Here is a 20,431-nt window from a genome sequence, read left to right as displayed (position 1 = left end):
TCACTATATCACAGCCCAATTAATGTGAAAAATTTAAAATGAGCTGCTGAGCTAATTTTCTTGCGCGTAAATCAACATCTAATACATCATCAATGCTTTCAATTAACTGTGATGGCATTTTCTCTACCGTTGATTGATTCAATTTAGCAATATCATTAAACGCAATTTGACGGTTTAAAAACGCTTCTACAGCAATTTCATTCGCCGCATTCAACGTGGTCGTCGCATACTGTCCTTCCTCAAATGCTGTCATCGCCAATTTCAAATTTGGATAGCGTTGAAAATCAACATCAAGAAAAGTTAATTCTTTGAGTTTAAAAAAGTCTAAAGGTTCAGCTCCAGCGCAAATACGTTTTGGATAGGCCATAGTTTCAGCAATTGGTGTCCGCATATCAGGGTTTCCCATTTGTGCAATAACAGAGCCATCAATATAGCGCACCATAGAATGAATAATGGATTGAGGATGAATGATTACCTCCATTTCCTCTCGACTCGCATTAAATAACCAGCGAGCCTCAATATACTCGAGACCTTTGTTCATCATGGTTGCTGAATCGACCGAAATTTTCTTACCCATTGCCCAATTAGGGTGAGCAACCGCCTGTTCTGGCGTAATTTGAGCGAATTCAGACAATGCCGTATATCGGAATGGTCCACCTGACCCGGTTAACACTATTTTACTGATCCCTAATTCCTTGAGAGAACAAAATCCAATTTGACGTTGAGCCTCCGGCGGTAAAGATTGAAAAATTGCATTATGCTCACTGTCGACGGGCAATAACTCCGCCTGATTGGACCGCACTTCATCAATAAATAACCTGCCACAGGTAACTAAACTTTCTTTGTTTGCTAATAATACCCGTTTACCCGCTTTGATCGCGGATAATGTTGGCAATAAACCTGCCGCGCCAACAATCGCAGCCATAACCTGATCCACTTCAGGCAAGGCGGCAAGCTCGCAAATCGCTTTTTGCCCCACTAATACTTGTGTGGTACTTTGATGTGCTTGTAATTTTTCTTGTAGAACTTTTGCCGAATATGCATCATCTAACGCAGCAAAGCGCGGTTGAAATTTGATACATTGTTGAAACATCAACTCTACATTTCGTCCGCCAACCAAAGCAAACGCTTGATATTTATCAGGGTTTTGTTCAATCACCGACAAAGTGCTGGTACCGATAGATCCTGTCGATCCAAGAATGGTTAATTTTTGAATATTCATAAATATGTAGGCAGGTTAGATGAGTATGTTATTCGTGATTAAGGTGAGTAATTTTTACTCACCTACTATAAAGAGAATGCTTAGAAATCCAATAATTCTTTTTCTTTATCCGCTAGCACTTCATCAACTTTTTTAATATATGAATCAGTGATTTTTTGGATTTCATCTTGTGCTTTACGCTCTTCATCTTCGCTAATTTCCTTATCTTTCAATAAGGCTTTGATTTTATCGTTAGCATCACGACGAACGTTACGAACGGCCACTTTACCTTGTTCACCTTCGCCTTTTACGATTTTAATCAAGTCGCGACGGCGCTCTTCCGTTAGAGGAGGTAGAGGTACACGAATTGTTGTCCCTGCTGAAGATGGGTTTAAGCCTAAATCAGAAGTCAAAATCGCCTTTTCTACTGCAGAAATCAATGAACGATCAAATACAGTGACCGCTAACGTGCGGGCATCTTCTGCAACCACATTTGCTAACTGACGTAATGGGGTAGCTGCACCATAGTAATCCACTTGAATACCATCTAGCAAACTCGGCTGTGCTCGCCCTGTACGAATTTTTGAAATATGAGATTTAAACGCTTCTAAACTTTTTTCCATACGCGCTTGCGTATCTTTTTTAATTTCGTTAATCACAATATTATCCCTTACTATTACTTGAAAAATAATCAGACCTAGTTGATTTTACTTGATTTTAAAAATTTTAGCTAGCTTAGTAAGTTGAGAACGGAGAAAATCCTAATTTTTCTATACCTATATCTGCCCATCAATCATCTATATCAACTCTCTGTCAGGCTATTGAGTAATCCATAAATAATCCGCATGATTAACATCTGGTAATAATTTCGATTCAACCATCATCAAGACTTTAAGTTTGCCTGAAAAATGATTATCTTGTAGGAAAAGTGGCACACCGAGTTGTTTAGATACATGGATATTTCCGGCAATCAACCAAGCGGGTTTCTTTGCCCCTTGTAATTGCCTCGCCATTTTATAATCTTTATATTGCTGTAAAGCAACGAGGTTTTCATCATTTTTATGCTGTGCTTGAATGAGTTGGGTCAAAGCCATTTTAACACTTTCCTGTCCACTGTATTTTCCAGTAGGAACAAAAGCATGATTTGCCTTGAGTTCGGCGTCATCTGGGCTGCCTGCTACAATTGCTGCGGATTGATGTAATAACATATTCATTATTTCTTTGTATTGCCGCCAATCCCACGCATGATTCCAATTAATTTTTTCCGCCAAACTACGTAATCCACTTTTCCCTCCTTGATGAAACCATTGCTGAACCTCATTAATTGCCTTTTGTTGTGAAGGCATTAGCATTTCTAATACAACACTACCGCCAGCACGCTGTTTAGCCGTTTTCTCTAACAGTAAACGCTGAGCCTCATGATGAGATCTATCATTATGAATTTCACCAAGCAATACTATATCTGCGCTCAGCAACTCCTCCACAAGCTGATCAACGGTTAAAACTTGCTGAGTTGCGGTCTTTATAATGCGATCTTTAGCATGAGCAATACTAGTATTTAATCCACATAGCATAATCAACAAGACACATGGAATACGATATAATAATTTCATCATTAAAAGTTTACCTGTAAGCCACCATAAATCGTCCTACCTCGCCCCGTTCCTTGATTGGCCCAAGTTGATGGTTGCCCCAAATTACCCACGCCTAACGTTCCGCCGCTACTCATTGGATAGTTATAAAGCGTATTGGTTAAGTTCTCGATATTAACAAAAAGCTTCATATGTTTATTCACATTATAAATGGCGTATAAATCATAGATTTTTTGTCCACCTTTTATACGATCTACTATGGCTTGATCGGAATCGAAGTCTATTCCCGCAGGGACAATGTCATCACCAATTCGTGTCATTCTCGCCCCAATAATTAAACGCTCGTCTAGCCAACGTGTACCGAGATCTAAAATAAATTTGCTAGAAGGCTGTGTTCGGGTGGTGCTGGTCATATCTGCTAAACGATCGGTAGGCGTATCAGTTGTTGTCTTTGTCCAACTCATATTGATATAAGCCTGCCCAAAATCATATCCACCTTCAAGCTCCCAACCATACATTTTTACCCGCTCTGGCTCATTAAGAAATATCCCAACTGGCGCAATAGTCGAATGATTAGATGAATCCGTATATCCATCAATTGAACAACGATGATAGGCCTGATCTATACTGCTACAAATATAAAATTGCCGCTGCGTAATATAATTTTTTATCCGATTATTAAAATAATTCACTTTTAAGCGTAGCTCATCATCTTGTTTCAATATCCCTTGCTTTAGGATATTAAAACCCACATTACGATTAATGCTTTGCTCTCCTTTGAGATAAGGATTGATAGAATAAGGGTTATTCTGTGCATTATTTGCATACATAAACTCTTGTACATTCGGCGCTCGGCTAGTATGGGCATAATTCACATACAGCTGTAACCAATCTGTTGGCAAGTAGGCCAATGAAATATAAGGGTTTAGATGATTTTCTTTACGCTTAAAGTGAATATTCCCGCCTTTTGGAAAAACAATTGCCCCGTCGTCTTCGGTTGGAGGTAAATAGCCTTGCATACCATATTGTTCATAACGTATGCCACTCAAAAACATCCATTTTTCCCACCGCACTTCTGTCTCGGTAAATAAAGAAACGCGCTGTTGTTTCCCCTCTACCAAAATCAAAGAGGGTTCTGACTGATTATGTTTATCTGCGTTATAACGAATATCATGAAAGGTCGCACCAACTTTAATGTCTAAATCCGCCTCACCTAACTCTAAACGACTATTATTACGAATATTAAACTGTAATGCTGGATTACGGGTTTTACGCCCCTGATAGCCATTATCATAGCTCTCTCGCTCAAATCGCTGACTTGAATTGGAATAGGCTAATGCAGTATGTAAATCAATATAATCAGATAATGGCTTATAAGAATATTCAGCTAATCCGCTATAAGAAGCAATATTCATTGGCGTATGGTTATTATAAGTTTTGCTATGATTTCGCAAATAAGTAAACTTAAATTCATGATACCTATTTGGGGCATACTCAAATTTCGCTAATATATTTTGTCCTCGTCCACCACTTTCCATGGGCGCTTTATCATCTAAATCATCTCCTGCAATCACCTCACCAGCCCCATTTTTATAGCCTTTTTTAATCTTCCCGCCATATGCAATTAATGCTCCCACACTACCGCCGTCGGACAGTTCTTCACGATAAGCTGTAGCAAACATACCATTTTGTCCGTATCCATTCGATCCTGTGCGTAGAATTAACCGGTTGCCAAAGCGACTATTTTTCTCAACCAAATCTTTCGCAGAAAGCGTACGAAAAGCAACACTCCCTCCTAAAGCATTTGCCCCCATATTGCCATTTGAGAAGCCTCGATTAATTTGGACGTCAGTAATAAAATCTTCATTAAGATACACGGTATTACCATTCCAACCATGAGCCGGATTCATCTGATAAAACGTTTGGCTAACGCCATCTATCGTCGTATTTACTCGCCCCAATCCTTCTAATCCCCGTAGATTGATAGCGATTCCGCCTTGACCAATATCATGTTGTGTAAATAAGCTGGGGCTTGTACGCAAATATTCATTAACGTCTCTACCAAGTGTATTTTGGGTCAGTTGGGAGGTCGCAGACGGAGTATAAAATGGCTTATTTTCCTTATTTTCTGTTGTATCCTCGACTAAAATGGTTGATAAACTATCCGTTGCTTGTGCTTGTGCTTGTGCTTGTGCTTGTGCTTGTGCTTGTGCTTCAACATGGAATATCAACATAATGAAAATCAGTGGTATCACTCTCCTCATGATATATCCTTATAGTTATGTAAATATTGAAAATTTTGAGCAGATAATCTATCATTAATGATAATTGTTATCAATATCAAGGTATAAAAAACTATATTGACTAAAAAATAAAGCGCTTTACTTGATGATTTAGAAAGTAAATAAAAATGATAAGGAAGATCATTCAGCCATCATCACTATGGCTTAATCAATCTAGGTAGAAAAAATGGAGATAAATGAGGTGGGACATGCCCACCTAAAGCAATGACATATGTGGAAAATGCAATATTAATCGCAGATCAGAGTTCCTTCCGTTTCTCCGGTAATAACACGACGTAGCGCTCCTGGTTTCCCCATATTAAACACACGAATTGGCAAGCCATGATCACGGGCTAAAGTGAAAGCTGCAAGATCCATAACTTGTAATTCTTTATCAATCACCTCAGCATAAGATAAGTGATCATACAGTTTGGCATTTGGATTTTTTGCAGGATCACAATCATATACACCGTCCACTTTTGTGGCTTTTAATACCACATCCGCTTCAATTTCAATACCACGCAAACATGCCGCAGAATCTGTTGTAAAAAACGGGCTGCCCGTACCTGCAGAAAAAATCACTACGCGCTTTTCACGTAACATTTTAATCGCTTCAGACCAGTTATAAGTATCACAAATACCGTTTAACTGAAACGCTGACATAAGCTTCGCATTCACCTCTGCGCGGTGTAAAGAATCACGCATTGCCAAACCATTCATCACCGTTGCTAACATGCCCATATGATCACCAACAACACGATTCATACCGGCTTTCGCCAATTTTGCGCCACGGAATAAATTACCGCCACCCAATACCACACCGACTTCAACACCCATCTCTAATAATTCTTTAATTTCGATTGCCATGCGATCCAAGATCGAAGGATCAATGCCAAAACCTTCCTCGCCTTGCAATGCTTCACCACTTAATTTCAATAGAATACGTTTATAGATTGGTTTGCTCATTTTTTACCCCTTTAGGACTCGGACATAAAATCCTACCTATTATACGAGATCGTGAGCTGGCTGAAAATAGAAGAAAAAGAAATGAAAGTAAAAAAGGACAAGCTAAGCTTGTCCTTCTTAATCATATAGATAGAAAATTACACTTTTTGCATTGCCGCAACTTCAGCTGCAAAATCTGTTTCAACTTTCTCAATACCTTCACCTACTTCTAAACGAATAAAGTTAGATACTGAAGTATTCACTGATTTTAAGTAATCGCCTACTGATTGAGATGGATCCATTACAAATGGTTGGCCAGTTAGTGAAACTTCACCAGTAAATTTCTTCATACGACCTTCAACCATTTTCTCTGCAATTTCACGTGGTTTACCTGATTCCATTGCAATAGCAACTTGGATTTCACGCTCTTTCGCAACAACATCTGCCGATACATCTTCTGGATTCACAAACTCAGGTTTAGAAGCAGCAACGTGCATCGCAACTTTACGTAATTCCTCTTCAGAACCTTGACCTGCTACTAATACACCAATTTTTGCACCGTGTAAATATTGAGCAATAACGTCACCATCTAGGAACTGAACGCGGCGAATATTCATATTTTCACCAATTTTAGCAACTAGTGTCGCACGTTTTTCTTCGAATTGCGCTTGTAATGCCTCAATAGACACACCTTTATTCGCCAGTGCATAATCCGCAACTTCATTTGCAAGCTCTAAGAAGCCCGCATCTTTCGCCACGAAGTCTGTTTCACAGTTCATTTCAACTAATACACCGAAACCTGCGCCAACACGAGCAAGAATAACACCTTCTGCTGCCACACGACCTGCTTTTTTCGCTGCTTTCGCTTGACCAGATTTACGCATATTGTCGATAGCTAATTCAATATCACCATTTGCTTCAACTAATGCTTTTTTACATTCCATCATGCCCGCGCCAGTACGCTCGCGAAGCTCTTTAACTAATGATGCAGTAATTTCTGCCATGTTCTAAATCCTCTATTCCGTACAATTAAAATTTTTGAAAAAATAACCGCACTTAATGATAAAAAAGCAGGGAACTTTCGCCCCCTGCTAGCCAATATATTGTAAGGGCGTTTGCCTTTACGTCAGAAATTATTCTGCCGCTGCGGCTTCAGCTGCAACTTCTTCAGTTACAACATCTTCTGAGCCTTTCCCTTCTTTCACTGCAGCAACAGCAGCAGTTAGGTATAATTGGATTGCACGTGTCGCATCGTCATTACCAGGAATCACGAAATCAACACCATCTGGGCTTGAGTTAGTATCAACAATCGCAAACACTGGAATACCTAAATTGTTTGCTTCTTTAACTGCGATATGTTCATGATCAGCACCAATAACGAAAAGCGCATCTGGTAAACCAGCCATGTCTTTAATACCACCAAGACTTAACTCAAGTTTTTCCATCTCGCGAGTACGCATTAACGCTTCTTTTTTAGTTAACTTATCAAACGTACCATCTTGAGATTGAGTTTCTAAATCTTTTAAGCGTTTGATTGATTGACGAACTGTTTTCCAGTTAGTCAACATACCACCTAACCAACGATGGTTCACATAATATTGTTGACAATCTAAAGCGGCTGCTTGAACTGCTTCAGTTGCTGCACGTTTTGTACCAACGAATAAGATTTTTCCGTTGTTGCTCGCGATACGAGTTAATTCAGCTAACGCTTCATTGAACATTGGAACGGTTTTTTCCAAGTTAATGATATGAACACCATTACGAGGTCCAAAGATGTAAGATTTCATTTTTGGATTCCAGTAACGAGTTTGGTGACCGAAGTGAACACCTGCTTGTAGCATATCGCGCATTGAAACTTGTGCCATGATATTTTCCTTTAATAAAGTTGGGTTTTGCCTCCACATATCTCATTAAATTGAACCCGAAGGCACCCCAATTTAACCTTGTTGATATGTGTGTGTTTTAGTTAGTAAATAATCTATTATTTTCACCATGAAAATAACGGCGCATTTTATACCATAAAGTGCGGTTAAAAGCTAGGAATTTTCATCATTTTGGGGAAATATTATTGATATCAAAACCACCAATTTACCTTAGAAAATGTTTAATCACCATCTCCTACATGATTCATTGGCGTTTGTAACTCACTTAATTCTGAAGCTATGTCATGCAAGATCATAAGAAAATCATGTACCAAATAATTACTTTCATGCTCTCTTGTAAATGCAATCACTGAACTCCCCTCTGATAAGTCAGTAATTGGGATAAATGCAACATCTTGTCGATTATTTTCAGCCACTGACTTCCCGACTAGGGTAATTCCTAATCCAGCCCCCACTAAAGCTAGCGCAGTATGAATTTCAACTGCTTCATATGCTACATAAGGATCTTGTTGCATTTGCTGAAAAAATGACAACATTTTTTGAGCAAAGTTACTTTTATCATCTTTGGGGTATAACACCAATGGATAATTATTTAAATCAGAGAGGCTTACACTACTTCTATTTGCCAAAGGATCATTGATTGATACAGCAAGAACGAACGGATCTTTAATAAGCACATGTTGTAATAATTTCGATTCAATTTCATGCACACCAATAAAACGGGAAATTCCTATATCAATTTCATCATTACGTAAACTTTCAAACTGATATTCTGATAAAACTTCAACCAAATCTAAATGAGCATTAGGGTGCTTTAATTTAAATTCTTGTATTGCCTTTGGTAATAAAGAGTTAATGACAGAACGGATAAATCCTACTCGCAGCCACTCTTTTTTACCTGCGCTCAAATCCTTCATTTCGCGTTCAAGCCTCTGAAATTCTTGAACTAACCCTTTTGCTTTTGGATAAAAAAATCGCCCTAATGCAGTCAACTCCATTGGCTTTTTAGATCGATCAAATAGCAGCCCACCCAGCTCCGCTTCTAATTGTAATAATTGCATGCTAATTGCTGTTGGAGCAATAAATAAAACTTCAGCTGCAGCAGTAAGCCCTTTTCTTTCCACAATTGCACAAAAAGAACGTAGTTGTTTAAAGTTCATTTTTTTTGAAATTATATCCAAAACTCGTTGATTGATGTGCAATAAAGTTTATTTAAGAATAGGGTCAATTTCAATCAAATTGAGGAAATACCTATGACCACCCATATTTCAACTATTTCACAAGAAACTATTCATAAGCTACTAGACCTAGGCGCTGCAACAATTTATGAAGCACAGGGAGCATTTGGAGCGCTGAGTAGTCAACTTAAACCTATTGATGGAACGATGAAGTTAGCTGGACCGGCTTTTACTGTGGATATGCGACCTGGTGACAACTTAATGATTCACTATGCGCTATTAAAAGCCAAACCTGGTGATATTTTGGTGCTTGATGCAAAGGGTTTCATTGAAGCTGGCGTATGGGGCGATGTTCTGACAGAACAAGCTATGAAATTAGGTTTGGGTGGACTCGTCGTAAACGGTGCTGTACGAGATGCCTCAGCGATCATTGCACATGGTTTCCCTGTTTTTTGCAAAGGATTAAGCATCAAAGGTACAGGGAAAAATCAACCCGGAAAAATTAATGAACCAATCATAATTGATGATGTGGTGATTAACGCAGGCGATATAATCGTAGGAGATCGTGACGGACTAGTTGTGATCCCTCGTGCAAATTTAAATGTTGCAATCACTCAAAGTATAGCTCGGGAACAAAAAGAAGCGATGTTCAAAGAGAAACTCAGGGAGGGAGGAAATACTGCTGAATTATTGAATCTCACAGAGACCCTCACTCGTTTACAACTTATTTAAACTCACGCTGTAAGGACACGACTATGACAATAACTTTTGACTTACTTCAAACAATGGGGATTGCAGCACTTGTCTTTTTCCTTGGTAACTATCTAAAAAGCAAAATTCAATTTCTCCAAACCTATTTTATCCCAGCCCCAGTTATTGGAGGGTTAATTTGTAGCTTACTCATTTTCTTTGCTCACAAAATGGGCGTAGAAATGAAATTTACTATGACTCTACAAGATTTCTTTATGAATATCTTTTTCACCTGTACAGGCTTTACTTGTAGTTTAGAGGTGATCAAACGCAGTGGCAAGCAAGGCGCAATCTTAGCTATCGGCGCTGTTACATTCTTAGCCGTGCAAAACCTGATCGGTATTGGATTATCTGAAGTCATGGATATTCACCCATTATTAGGCATTGCTATGGGATCGATTTCTATGTCTGGAGGAATTGGTTCAGCCGCTGCTTTTGGCCCTGTTTTAGAACAATACGGTGCGGTAGGTGGTACGACAATAGGTATTGCAGCCGCTACCTTTGGGTTATTGCTGGGCAGCTTAGTCGGTGGCCCTGTTGCCCATCGTTTAATCACACGCTATAACCTAAAATCGAGTGCACAAATTTCGACACAGGAAAACAACGAATCTTTCCACGAACTCAGTGAGAAAAAACTATTCAAAGGAACTCTAATTATATTCTTAGGTTCAATGATTGGAGTATATATTCACGAACTCCTATTACTTACTGGCTTAAAATTCCCTTATTTTGTCGGCTGCCTATTTGGAGGCATGTTGTTAAGAAACCTTTCAGATGCAGGCATTGGTCAATTAGAACATAAAGAAATTGATATTTTAGGAAATATTTCTCTCAATATTTTCCTCTCCCTCGCCCTAATGTCACTAAATATCAGCAAACTTGTGGACTTAGCCTTACCAATGATAGTCATTCTGCTTGTACAAGCAACTGTAATGGCAATTTGGGCATACTGGATTACTTTCCGTAGTATGGGAAAAGACTATGAAGCTGCGGTTATGGCTGCGGGACACTGTGGTGTTGGGCTTGGGCAAACACCGAATGCCCTTGCAAATATGAAAGTTGTCATAGAGAAACATGGAGCAGCACCAAATGCTTGGTTTGTACTACCCGTTATTACCGTAATATTTATTAATATTTGTAATCCGATAATTATTTCTTTCTTTATTGATTATTTTAAATAATTACCAATAATTAAGGGGTGAATGCCCCTTAATGATTTTAATTTATACCAAATCAAACAACAAAAATTCAGTATCTTCGCTAACTTGAATATCTAGCGCTGTTTCATTGCTGATTCCAAGTGCATCGGAAGTGGTTAATGCGATGCCGTTTACACTTAAACTGCCTTTTACCACTTGTAACCAATAACGACGACTTTCAGAAAGTTCTATATTTTTGACCGCACTTTGATCTTTACTCAGCTGCCAGCGCCACAAGCGCATATCCTGATAAATCTTAAATGCACCATCTTCACCTTCAGGCGATAAAATCAACGTTGCGCCCTCTTCATCGGGAAACTTTCCCTGTGCATAGCGAGGGGTAACGCCTTTTTGGTTTGGAATAATCCAAATTTGATAAAGGTGTAACACGTCTTCGTGGCTTGGATTAATTTCAGAGTGATAAATCCCCGTACCAGCGCTCATAATTTGAAACTCACCAGCCGCAATTTCTGTCGCATTTCCCATGCTATCTTTATGCGCCACTCGACCGTTTAACACATAAGTTAAAATTTCCATATCTGCATGTGGATGTGTTCCAAAGCCATTGTTTGGTTGAATATAATCTTCATTAATCACACGCAAATGAGAAAAATGCATATGATGCGGATCATAATAGTCGGCAAAAGAAAATGTATGATAACTGTCTAACCATTCAATCATTGGATTGCCACGTCCGCGCGCTTGCGCATATCTCACTTGTAACATAATTGTCCCTTTATCTAACTAATTTTTAATCACCATTGCCTTCCTCAAAATAAGAAAGCATAAATTCACGCTATGAATACGCAAGTAGTTTACTGAAAGTTTTTGATGGATAAAGGGGCTTCTAGTTGAAACATTTTCAACTGACAGTTAATAAATTTCATATTCTCTTCCCCTTGAATAATTTCCCGAATTCAGTATGATGACAGCTCATTTTAACTGGGTTCCCTCACCCCAATCAATCAAAAAGGATACAGCATGAATAACGTTCAAACTCAACTTTCACTATTTAACGACGCGCAAAAACGCCGTGCTTTAATTATTTTAAGTTTTTTTCATATTTTTATTATTGCCGCCAGCAATTATCTTGTGCAAATTCCCTTTGAAATAAACTTACCATTAACCCTATTAGGCGCCGCATCAGACTTCCAGTTTCATAGTACATGGGGCACATTAACCTTTCCATTTATCTTTTTAGCGACAGATTTAACTGTACGCGTTTTCGGCGCAAATCCCGCTCGTTGGATTATTTTTATTGTCATGTTCCCAGCATTAATTATCAGTTATATGTTCTCTGTCTTTTATGCGGACGGACAATTTCAAGGCATGAATGCCTTAAATACATTTAACTTATTCGTTTTCCGTATTGCCCTAGCGAGTTTCTTGGCTTATGTGTTTGGGCAATTATTAGATGTTTTTGTATTTAACAAACTGCGTCAACTAAACACTTGGTGGATTGCGCCAAGTTGCTCAATGGTATTTGGCTCTGCCGCTGATACGTTCTTATTTTTTAGTGTGGCTTTTTATCAAAGTAGTGATCCATTTATGGCAGAACATTGGTTTAGTCTCGGCTTTGTGGATTACTTATTTAAATTATTCGTGGGTATTTTATTATTTGTTCCAGCCTACGGTATCGTATTAAATATGATTTTACGCAAACTACGTTCGCTTACTCCCCAGAACCTGCGAACGATCTCAATAAAATAAGGAGATATTATGAACTTAAGGGAAACAATAGATAATAGCCCGATGAGTGGCTACCAATGGGCAATCGTCATTATGGCGGCAATCATGAATCTCCTTGATGGCTTTGACGTATTAGCCCTAGCCTTTACAGCCACTGCTATTCGTAATGAGTTCGGTTTAACCGGTGTGGAATTAGGATACTTATTTAGTGCCGGTTTATTTGGTATGACGGCAGGTTCCCTGTTCTTAGCACCATTTGCCGATAAAGTCGGGCGCCGTCCCCTCCTCTTACTTGCAGTCGCGCTTTCTGCTATCGGTATGTTTGGTTCGGCTTTCGTCTCTGATTACAAAATACTCGCTTTTTGGCGAGTCATTACTGGACTGGGTGTTGGAGGAATATTAGTGGGAACTAACGTCATTACGAGCGAATATTCCTCGAAAAAATGGCGTAGTTTTGCCATCAGTGTATATGCGGCAGGTTTTGGTATTGGCGCAATGCTCGGTGGTATGTTTGCGGTAGTATTACAAGCTGAGTACGGTTGGCGTTCGGTCTATTTAGTTGGTGCAATTTTAACCGGATTATGTTTTATTGCCTTACTCTTTTGGCTACCAGAATCCATTGACTTCTTAACCTCAAAACAGCCTCAAAACGCCAAAATCAAGCTGAATAAAATTGCAGCAAAAATGGGATTTGTCGGAGACTGGGCACTTCCACCTAAAGTTGAGCAAACTGTCAGAAGATTACCGATTTCTCAATTATTTAGCCCACAATATCTACGCTCAACCCTATCCATTTGGCTTGCATTTATCGCGATTATGTTCAGCTATTATTTCGTTAGCTCTTGGACGCCGGCTTTATTAAAAGAAGCAGGCATGACAACAGAACAAAGTGTTACTGTCGGAATGATGATATCTCTTGGCGGGACAGCCGGTGCATTATTATACGGATTACTTGCCGGTCGTTGGTCTGCTCGTAGTGTTTTAATCCTCTTTACCCTTGGCTCAGCCTTGATGTCTGTCATATTTATTTTATCTTCCGCAACTTTATGGCTTGCCATGTTATTTGGTATCTTAGTTGGAGCGTTGATGAACGGCTGTATCAGCGGACTATACACATTAAATCCCGCCATTTATGCGGCAGATATTCGAAGCACTGGTGTAGGCTGGTCAATTGGTGTTGGGCGTATTGGAGCAATCTTAGCGCCAACCGTGGCAGGCATGCTACTTGATAATGGTTGGGAAAAACAAAGTTTATATATTGGAGTGGCATTTGTCATGTTGATTTCGACCGTCGCCCTATGCTTTTTAAAAGCACAATCATCAAAAGTGCGGTCGGTTTAGAAAAAGATTTTACCCATAAATAAGACCTATCTGACTATCTTAGTATCAAAACTAACTTTGTCAGTAGAGGTCTAAACTTTGTTGTTTTTATTCGTTATTTGAGCGCAAGTCCTAGAATTCACCCATTATAAAATCATCTTCACTAACGCATCAGCTTTTACTCTGGCAAATTTTTTCAGCAATTTTTGTACTGGCTGTGGATAATGTCGCATTTCCTCTAGCTCAGAATAATGTTTCAACTGCTGGGTGTATTGACGAATACATGTTAGCTCTTGTTCAAATTGAACATGCAACTCTCCTTTTGGATCATGAATGAGCAACCCATTTTCCGCATCTAAACGCCAAGCGCGTGGATTTAAATTATTACCCGTCAATAAAATATAATTATCATCCACCCAAACACCTTTAAGGTGATAGGTATTATCGCCATCTTTCCAAGTTCTGATTGTCAACAAGCCTTGTGTGATTTCCCGAGCAAATTTTTTACTAAATGCTCGCAAATTCTTTTCATATAAATAAGGCAATGCGTCTGCCATTTTGAATGGTTGTTCTGGCGGAATATAAAAATCATTTGCAACTTTATCGCCCACAATAATCTCGACTTGTTTGCCTTGACTTAATAAGCGACGAATGCGCTGTTTCAGAGAACGGGGAAAATTAAAATAAGGCGTACAAATTGTTAATTTCTTTTGTACCAATAAAAATAAATCTTCAATTGTACGATTTAAAAGATTCTGATGTCGACCCAGACCAAATAAGGGCGAAATGGTTAATTCTCGGCCAAAATCCACCGCACTTTTCACATGATACTGCCCTAGTGCCGCCAATTCTTTACGATATACTCGAATAGCCGGTCGCAGCATTTTCGTTGTAGGGCGCTCTGTTTCATCAAGCGCTTTAACCACTTGACCATTTTGTAGGTAATGGTCAATAAAATTCACCATGCTATCTGCTAAAGCGACATTTTTGATTTTATGGTAGCGATCATATCGATATTTATCTTGATGATGCAAATACACATTATTAATGCTAGCACCACTATATAATACCGTATCATCAAAAATAAAACCTTTAATATGCAATACACCAAAGACTTCTCGCGTGTTAATCGGCACGCCAAAAAAGAAATGACCTTGTTGATGCTTAATTCGCTCCTCACAATACCAATCAGCATTAGTCGATGACTTTTCAGCCCCAAGCAAATTACGTTGCGCACGATGCCAATCCACAAAAATTTTGACATCTAATTGCGGATTTTTCATTTTTGCTTGATAAACTTCATCTAGAATTAACTGCCCAGCCTCATCGTTTTGCCAATACAGTGCTGTAATATAAATGCGATTTTTTGCCTGACGAATTAACTGAATAATCTGTTGCTTAAAGTCCACAGAACGATAAATTACCTCAACATTCGCAGCATTTTGCGCTAAGTGCGGTAGATTTTCGATATTTTTTTGTGCTCTTTTGGTTTTATTAATTAGCATATTTATTCAAAATTCATAGGATTTTAAAAGGGATAGTTTACAATTAATCGCTACTATTTAACAGTCATTCTCATTATTTTCTGAGAAAAATAGCGATTTATAAGGTTTTTTCGCTATAATAGTATCCATCTAGTGATTAACCGATCTGCATTATGAACAATAAAAAAAACATTTTTCACCAGTCAACTGACAATAAGCGCTTTCAGGAGCGCCATGTAGAGGCGAAGCCCACTTCCAAACATGCTACCTCGCGCCCAACCCACAATAAAAAGCGACCAGCGACTGCTTCATATACTGAAAAAACCTCCTCTGAGGTGACTCAAACCATATGGAACACACAGCTGCGTAAAGCGGGGCAATCAGGAACCGTGCAAGTACACATCAAAAGCAACCAAGACACACCACACGAGAAAAAAACAGGTCCACTGTCTCCTCGCGCACCTGAAAAAATCCGAAAAAATCGCGCAGAAGAAATGAAGGTATATGGTGAAAATGCGTGTTTAACCTTGTTTTCACAACGTCCTGAAGCAATCGTCCGAGCATGGGCAACAGTAGAGATGTCTCATAAAATCGGTCATCTATTCAGCTATTTAGCCAAACATAAAAAAGCGTATCATGTCGTTGATAACAAAGAACTCACCTTAGTCAGCGGAACGGAGCATCATGGTGGTATCTGTATGCTTGTCAAAAAACCGACACCGTTTACCCTTTCCGGCTATCTCGCTATCGCCAAAGAACAAGATTGCTTAGTCTTATTAGATAATGTACGCAATGCCTATAACATTGGGGGATTAGTGCGTACCTGCGCATTCTATGGTGTAAAAGGGATCATTGTAGACAATGTAGAATTGCTTAATTCCGCCTCTGCTACACGCATTGCAGAAGGAGGTATGGAATATATACACCCATTGGAAACGCCAAATACCGAAATAGCATTACAACAACTACGACAAGCGGGCTACCAAATTGTCCATATCAGTCATAACAAACAAGCGGGATCATTAGCCAAAGTGCGGTTCAAAAATAAAATTGTTTTTGTATTAAGTGAGACATCAAGTGAAGCGCTGGCTGCGCCTCAGGACACCCAAGTCGCGCTATCTACTGTCAACCCACTCAAGCACGGGTTAAATGTGACAGTAGCGGCAGGCGTATTATTGGCAACGTGGTATCAACATTAATTACAGTTTATCCGCATGATGAATCAATACAAATTTTTCCCAAAGTGTGTCATGACTTTCGATATGTTCAGGATCAGTAATAATACAATTATTAATCGGACACACTTTTTGGCAAGTTGGTTTATCATAATGCCCAACACATTCTGTACATAATTTGGGATCAATTATATAAATCTCATCGCCGACTGAAATGGCTTCATTCGGGCATTCAGGCAAACACATGTCGCAGTTTGTACATTTTTCGGTAATTAACAATGCCATGCTTTACTCCCATCGTAGAGATTGTGTCATCAATAAAAGTGGCGCATTATAAAGAATGTTGGCGGAAAAACCAACGATTAATTAGGCAAAATTATTCTCTTTCATATTAAGGAAAGTAAAATGAACCAAAAACAGATTTCTCAACTTTCACTTTTCGTTATCTGTGTTTTTATGTTATTACTCGCCGGCTGGTACTATTTTTCAGAGCAAAAACATGCCGTTGAAACCGCCGTTGAAGGCAATTATGATGTGTCACTAAAATCCGATCCTATCGGGCAAAATAAGCGTGCCCCGACTAATTATTATACTTTAGTGCTTTCTTGGTCGCCTGCTTTTTGTGAAAAACAACGTCGTCGCAATAATGACCAATTGCCAAAAGCAGTAGAATATCAATGTGGCAAAACGCAACAATTTGGTTGGGTTATTCATGGCTTATGGCCACAAAATGCCAAAGCTCGCAGAGTGTCAGAACATCCTCGTTTTTGCCAAGGTGATCTAAAAGCACTCCCACAAGAATTAATTGAACAATACATGGCAGAATCCCCTAGCGCACGTCTTTTACAAGGCCAGTGGGAAAAACACGGAGCATGTGCGTTTAAAGAGGCAAAAACCTATTTTGATAAGCAGCGTGAGCTTTATCATGCTTTAAAGCTGCCAAATTATGAGTTATCTCGCAAAGAATTATTTAACTGGTTGAAGAAAAACAATTCGCAACTACAAGGCAAAAACTTAAATGCAAGCCGTAATGAACTATTTATTTGCTATGATTTAGATTGGGCGGTGATTGATTGCCCTCGAATCCGTTAATAAATAGAATAAAATTTAATCAAGTTATTTTTGTAGAAAAAATAAATCAAAAAATAAACGAAAATAATTTGATCTAATACTGTTTTTTCTTAACAAGAACTGGTTATAATGCAAGAAGTTTAATATTTAATTTCACAATCACAGAGGATAAATTATGTCAGTAATTAAAATGACCGATTTAGATTTAGCAGGTAAACGTGTTTTTATTCGTGCCGATCTCAATGTGCCGGTTAAAGAGGGTAAAGTCACATCTGATGCGCGTATTCGTGCGACTATTCCTACTTTAAAATTAGCCCTTGAAAAAGGTGCAAAAGTGATGGTGACTTCACATTTAGGTCGCCCAACTGAAGGTGAGTTTAAACCTGAAGATTCCCTGCAACCTGTTGTGGATTATTTAAATGAAGCTTTAGATGTGCCTGTGCGTTTAGTACAAGATTATCTTGATGGCGTTGAAGTTCAAACGGGTGAAATCGTCGTATTAGAAAATGTACGCGTGAATAAAGGCGAAAAGAAAAATGCAGAAGAATTAGCAAAAAAATACGCCGCACTTTGTGATGTTTTTGTTATGGATGCATTTGGTACCGCGCACCGTGCTGAAGGATCTACCTATGGGGTTGCGCAATTTGCACCAATCGCTTGTGCGGGTCCATTATTAGCCGCTGAGTTAGAGGCATTAGGCAAAGCGCTCAAAGAACCTCAACGTCCAATGCTTGCTATTGTTGGTGGGTCAAAAGTATCAACAAAATTAACCGTATTAGACAGCTTATCTAAAATCGCAGATCAATTAATTGTAGGCGGTGGTATTGCAAATACTTTCATTGCGGCACAAGGACATAATGTCGGTAAATCTTTATATGAAGCTGATTTAATCCCTGAAGCGCAACGTTTGAGCAAAGAAACCAATATCCCCGTGCCTGTAGATGTTCGAGTGGGAACTGAATTCTCAGATCAAGCACCTGCTACCGAAAAATCCGTTACCGATGTTGCGGCTGATGAATCCATTTTCGATATTGGAGATAAATCCGCAGAAGAATTAGCTAACATTATCAAATCAGCTAAAACAATCCTTTGGAATGGTCCGGTGGGCGTGTTTGAGTTCCCTAATTTCCGTAAAGGTACAGAAGTGATTTCTCAAGCAATTGCTGAAGCAACGGCAAACGGCGCATTCTCTATTGCTGGTGGTGGCGATACTTTAGCGGCTATTGATTTATTCGGCATTGCAGATAAAATCTCTTATATCTCAACAGGTGGCGGTGCGTTCTTAGAGTTTGTAGAAGGTAAAGTTTTACCTGCGGTTGAAATTTTAGAAAAACGTGCGAAATAAATCCCTTAAATGTCTTTGTGACGAAGAAATAAAAGGGTAATTAAAGTATCCAATAACGCGTCTCTTTAATAAAGAGGCGCATTTAGGATAAGAATTCATGTTAAAACTATAGGTAACTAAAAATGGCAAAATTATTAGACATCGTAAAACCGGGCGTTGTAACAGGTGATGACGTTCAAAAAATCTTTGCTTATGCAAAAGAAAACAATTTCGCAATTCCAGCGGTAAACTGTGTGGGTTCAGACTCTGTCAATGCGGTATTAGAAACTGCAGCACGTGTAAAAGCACCAGTCATTATCCAATTTTCAAACGGTGGCGCACAATTCTATGCAGGTAAAGGCATTAAGCCAGCTAGTGGCGCACGCCCTGATGTATTAGGTGCGATTGCGGGTGCAAAACATGTTCACGAATTAGCAAAAGAATACGGTGTGCCTGTCATTCTCCATACTGACCATGCAGCCAAAAAATTATTGCCTTGGATTGATGGGTTACTTGAAGCAGGGGAAAAACACTTTGCAGAAACAGGCAAACCATTATTCTCAAGCCATATGATCGATCTTTCTGAAGAACCAATTGAAGAAAACATGGCGATTTGCCGCGAATATCTGACTCGCATGGACAAATTAGGCATGACGCTTGAAATTGAGATCGGTATTACTGGTGGTGAAGAAGATGGTGTAGATAATTCTGACGTTGAAGAATCTAAACTTTATACTCAACCAGAAGATGTATTATACGTATATGACCAATTAAACCCAATTAGCCCGCGTTTCACTATTGCCGCTGCATTTGGTAATGTGCATGGCGTATACAAACCAGGTAATGTGAAATTAAAACCATCTATTTTAGGTGAATCACAAGCATTCGTGTCTAAAGAGCGTAATATCCCTGCGAAATCTATTGACTTCGTATTCCATGGCGGAAGTGGTTCTTCTCGTGAAGAAATTCGTGAAGCGATTGGTTATGGTGCAATCAAAATGAATATTGATACGGATACTCAATGGGCATCATGGGACGGTATTCTACAATTCTACAAAGCCAATGAAGCATATTTACAAGGTCAATTAGGCAACCCAGAAGGCCCTGATTCTCCAAACAAAAAGTACTACGACCCACGTGTTTGGTTACGTAAAATGGAAGAATCCATGTCTAAACGCTTGGAACAATCTTTTGAAGATTTGAACTGCGTAGACGTTTTATAATTCCCCCTTGTGACATCTCCTCGTTTAAGGGCGAGGAAGATGTTAGTTGGTGCTAAATTAAATAATAAAATCCTCGTTAATGTATTACGAGGATTTTTATTTATGATAAGACAGT

Annotated in this window: 19 protein-coding genes; 8 read left to right on the top strand and 11 right to left on the bottom strand. The window is 39.0% G+C overall.

Translation table 11 applies throughout. The features are described 5' to 3' along the window. Positions 1 to 19 precede the first annotated feature (19 nt). The 8 genes from ispC to CVP05_RS08940 form a co-directional block, all read right to left on the bottom strand. On the bottom strand, positions 20 to 1,222 hold the full coding sequence (ispC, locus tag CVP05_RS08975) for a 1-deoxy-D-xylulose-5-phosphate reductoisomerase (protein ID WP_100289235.1): 1,203 nt from the start codon (positions 1,220 to 1,222) through the stop codon (positions 20 to 22). Positions 1,223 to 1,302: 80 nt separating this feature from the next. Continuing rightward, on the bottom strand, positions 1,303 to 1,860 hold the full coding sequence (gene frr / locus CVP05_RS08970) for a ribosome recycling factor (protein ID WP_100289234.1): 558 nt from the start codon (positions 1,858 to 1,860) through the stop codon (positions 1,303 to 1,305). 159 nt (positions 1,861 to 2,019) lie between these two features. Further along, on the bottom strand, positions 2,020 to 2,817 hold the full coding sequence (locus CVP05_RS08965; RefSeq protein ID WP_100289233.1) for a ChaN family lipoprotein: 798 nt from the start codon (positions 2,815 to 2,817) through the stop codon (positions 2,020 to 2,022). Beyond that, the gene (locus tag CVP05_RS08960; protein ID WP_100289232.1) at positions 2,817 to 5,057 is read right to left on the bottom strand and encodes a TonB-dependent receptor domain-containing protein; all 2,241 of its coding nucleotides are present in this window, start codon (positions 5,055 to 5,057) and stop codon (positions 2,817 to 2,819) included. The genes CVP05_RS08965 and CVP05_RS08960 overlap by 1 nt, the downstream gene beginning before the upstream one ends. A 267-nt stretch (positions 5,058 to 5,324) precedes the next feature. Beyond that, a complete protein-coding gene (pyrH, locus tag CVP05_RS08955; RefSeq protein WP_100289231.1) occupies positions 5,325 to 6,041 on the bottom strand; it encodes a UMP kinase in 717 nt (238 codons plus the stop codon). Between the two features lie 137 nt (positions 6,042 to 6,178). Next, on the bottom strand, positions 6,179 to 7,024 hold the full coding sequence (gene tsf / locus CVP05_RS08950; protein ID WP_100289230.1) for a translation elongation factor Ts: 846 nt from the start codon (positions 7,022 to 7,024) through the stop codon (positions 6,179 to 6,181). Positions 7,025 to 7,153: 129 nt separating this feature from the next. Then, positions 7,154 to 7,885: a 30S ribosomal protein S2 gene (gene rpsB / locus CVP05_RS08945; RefSeq protein ID WP_100289229.1), complete on the bottom strand. Its 732-nt coding sequence runs from the start codon at positions 7,883 to 7,885 to the stop codon at positions 7,154 to 7,156. A gap of 239 nt (positions 7,886 to 8,124) precedes the next feature. Beyond that, the gene (locus tag CVP05_RS08940; protein WP_100289228.1) at positions 8,125 to 9,063 is read right to left on the bottom strand and encodes a LysR family transcriptional regulator; all 939 of its coding nucleotides are present in this window, start codon (positions 9,061 to 9,063) and stop codon (positions 8,125 to 8,127) included. A gap of 93 nt (positions 9,064 to 9,156) precedes the next feature. On the opposite strand from CVP05_RS08940, the gene CVP05_RS08935 reads away from it, so the two are divergent. Both CVP05_RS08935 and gltS read left to right on the top strand, forming a co-directional pair. Then, entirely contained in the window at positions 9,157 to 9,813 is a 657-nt protein-coding gene (locus CVP05_RS08935) for an RraA family protein (protein WP_100289227.1), read from the top strand. Positions 9,814 to 9,836: 23 nt separating this feature from the next. Further along, positions 9,837 to 11,012, top strand: coding sequence for a sodium/glutamate symporter (gltS, locus tag CVP05_RS08930; RefSeq protein ID WP_100289226.1), 1,176 nt, complete (start codon positions 9,837 to 9,839; stop codon positions 11,010 to 11,012). A 42-nt stretch (positions 11,013 to 11,054) separates the two neighbouring features. On the opposite strand, the gene CVP05_RS08925 is transcribed toward gltS, so the two are convergent. Next, positions 11,055 to 11,756: a pirin family protein gene (locus tag CVP05_RS08925; RefSeq protein ID WP_100289225.1), complete on the bottom strand. Its 702-nt coding sequence runs from the start codon at positions 11,754 to 11,756 to the stop codon at positions 11,055 to 11,057. A gap of 255 nt (positions 11,757 to 12,011) precedes the next feature. Here CVP05_RS08925 and CVP05_RS08920 point away from each other — a divergent pair, with 255 nt between their 5' ends. Beyond that, positions 12,012 to 12,740 carry a 7-cyano-7-deazaguanine/7-aminomethyl-7-deazaguanine transporter gene (locus CVP05_RS08920; RefSeq protein WP_100289224.1) on the top strand — a complete coding sequence of 243 codons (729 nt, stop codon included), beginning with the start codon at positions 12,012 to 12,014 and terminating at the stop codon, positions 12,738 to 12,740. A 9-nt stretch (positions 12,741 to 12,749) separates the two neighbouring features. Then, positions 12,750 to 14,060: an MFS transporter gene (locus CVP05_RS08915; RefSeq protein ID WP_100289223.1), complete on the top strand. Its 1,311-nt coding sequence runs from the start codon at positions 12,750 to 12,752 to the stop codon at positions 14,058 to 14,060. Positions 14,061 to 14,185: 125 nt separating this feature from the next. Here CVP05_RS08915 and pssA read toward each other — a convergent pair whose 3' ends face one another. Beyond that, a complete protein-coding gene (gene pssA, locus CVP05_RS08910; protein WP_100289222.1) occupies positions 14,186 to 15,544 on the bottom strand; it encodes a CDP-diacylglycerol--serine O-phosphatidyltransferase in 1,359 nt (452 codons plus the stop codon). Positions 15,545 to 15,696: 152 nt separating this feature from the next. Here pssA and CVP05_RS08905 point away from each other — a divergent pair, with 152 nt between their 5' ends. Then, positions 15,697 to 16,722, top strand: a complete 1,026-nt coding sequence (locus tag CVP05_RS08905) for a tRNA/rRNA methyltransferase (RefSeq protein ID WP_100289221.1) — start codon at positions 15,697 to 15,699, stop codon at positions 16,720 to 16,722. Here CVP05_RS08905 and CVP05_RS08900 read toward each other — a convergent pair whose 3' ends face one another. After that, positions 16,723 to 16,983, bottom strand: coding sequence for a YfhL family 4Fe-4S dicluster ferredoxin (locus CVP05_RS08900; RefSeq protein WP_100289220.1), 261 nt, complete (start codon positions 16,981 to 16,983; stop codon positions 16,723 to 16,725). A 120-nt stretch (positions 16,984 to 17,103) separates the two neighbouring features. Between CVP05_RS08900 and CVP05_RS08895 the strand changes: the two genes are divergently transcribed. The 3 genes from CVP05_RS08895 (at position 17,104) to fbaA (ending at position 20,316) form a co-directional block, all read left to right on the top strand. Further along, entirely contained in the window at positions 17,104 to 17,790 is a 687-nt protein-coding gene (locus CVP05_RS08895) for a ribonuclease T2 family protein (RefSeq protein WP_100289219.1), read from the top strand. A gap of 154 nt (positions 17,791 to 17,944) precedes the next feature. After that, the gene (pgk, locus tag CVP05_RS08890) at positions 17,945 to 19,114 is read left to right on the top strand and encodes a phosphoglycerate kinase (protein WP_100289218.1); all 1,170 of its coding nucleotides are present in this window, start codon (positions 17,945 to 17,947) and stop codon (positions 19,112 to 19,114) included. A gap of 122 nt (positions 19,115 to 19,236) precedes the next feature. Then, complete coding sequence (fbaA, locus tag CVP05_RS08885; RefSeq protein WP_100289217.1) at positions 19,237 to 20,316, top strand: class II fructose-bisphosphate aldolase; 1,080 nt, start codon at positions 19,237 to 19,239, stop codon at positions 20,314 to 20,316. Positions 20,317 to 20,431: the final 115 nt, after the last annotated feature.

It is taken from the genome of Conservatibacter flavescens (genome assembly GCF_002795425.1).
Classification (GTDB): domain Bacteria; phylum Pseudomonadota; class Gammaproteobacteria; order Enterobacterales; family Pasteurellaceae; genus Conservatibacter; species Conservatibacter flavescens.
This window is presented reverse-complemented; position numbering and strand designations above follow the sequence as displayed.

Coding starts and splice junctions, on each gene's coding strand:
- pyrH (WP_100289231.1), bottom strand. CDS start 6,041: ATGAGCAAACCAATCTATAAACGTATTCTATTGAAATTAAGTGGTGAA.
- CVP05_RS08900 (WP_100289220.1), bottom strand. CDS start 16,983: ATGGCATTGTTAATTACCGAAAAATGTACAAACTGCGACATGTGTTTG.
- tsf (WP_100289230.1), bottom strand. CDS start 7,024: ATGGCAGAAATTACTGCATCATTAGTTAAAGAGCTTCGCGAGCGTACT.
- CVP05_RS08925 (WP_100289225.1), bottom strand. CDS start 11,756: ATGTTACAAGTGAGATATGCGCAAGCGCGCGGACGTGGCAATCCAATG.
- CVP05_RS08905 (WP_100289221.1), top strand. CDS start 15,697: ATGAACAATAAAAAAAACATTTTTCACCAGTCAACTGACAATAAGCGC.
- CVP05_RS08920 (WP_100289224.1), top strand. CDS start 12,012: ATGAATAACGTTCAAACTCAACTTTCACTATTTAACGACGCGCAAAAA.
- CVP05_RS08940 (WP_100289228.1), bottom strand. CDS start 9,063: ATGAACTTTAAACAACTACGTTCTTTTTGTGCAATTGTGGAAAGAAAA.
- CVP05_RS08895 (WP_100289219.1), top strand. CDS start 17,104: ATGAACCAAAAACAGATTTCTCAACTTTCACTTTTCGTTATCTGTGTT.
- pssA (WP_100289222.1), bottom strand. CDS start 15,544: ATGCTAATTAATAAAACCAAAAGAGCACAAAAAAATATCGAAAATCTA.
- CVP05_RS08915 (WP_100289223.1), top strand. CDS start 12,750: ATGAACTTAAGGGAAACAATAGATAATAGCCCGATGAGTGGCTACCAA.
- CVP05_RS08960 (WP_100289232.1), bottom strand. CDS start 5,057: ATGAGGAGAGTGATACCACTGATTTTCATTATGTTGATATTCCATGTT.
- gltS (WP_100289226.1), top strand. CDS start 9,837: ATGACAATAACTTTTGACTTACTTCAAACAATGGGGATTGCAGCACTT.
- pgk (WP_100289218.1), top strand. CDS start 17,945: ATGTCAGTAATTAAAATGACCGATTTAGATTTAGCAGGTAAACGTGTT.
- fbaA (WP_100289217.1), top strand. CDS start 19,237: ATGGCAAAATTATTAGACATCGTAAAACCGGGCGTTGTAACAGGTGAT.
- CVP05_RS08965 (WP_100289233.1), bottom strand. CDS start 2,817: ATGATGAAATTATTATATCGTATTCCATGTGTCTTGTTGATTATGCTA.
- CVP05_RS08935 (WP_100289227.1), top strand. CDS start 9,157: ATGACCACCCATATTTCAACTATTTCACAAGAAACTATTCATAAGCTA.
- rpsB (WP_100289229.1), bottom strand. CDS start 7,885: ATGGCACAAGTTTCAATGCGCGATATGCTACAAGCAGGTGTTCACTTC.
- ispC (WP_100289235.1), bottom strand. CDS start 1,222: ATGAATATTCAAAAATTAACCATTCTTGGATCGACAGGATCTATCGGT.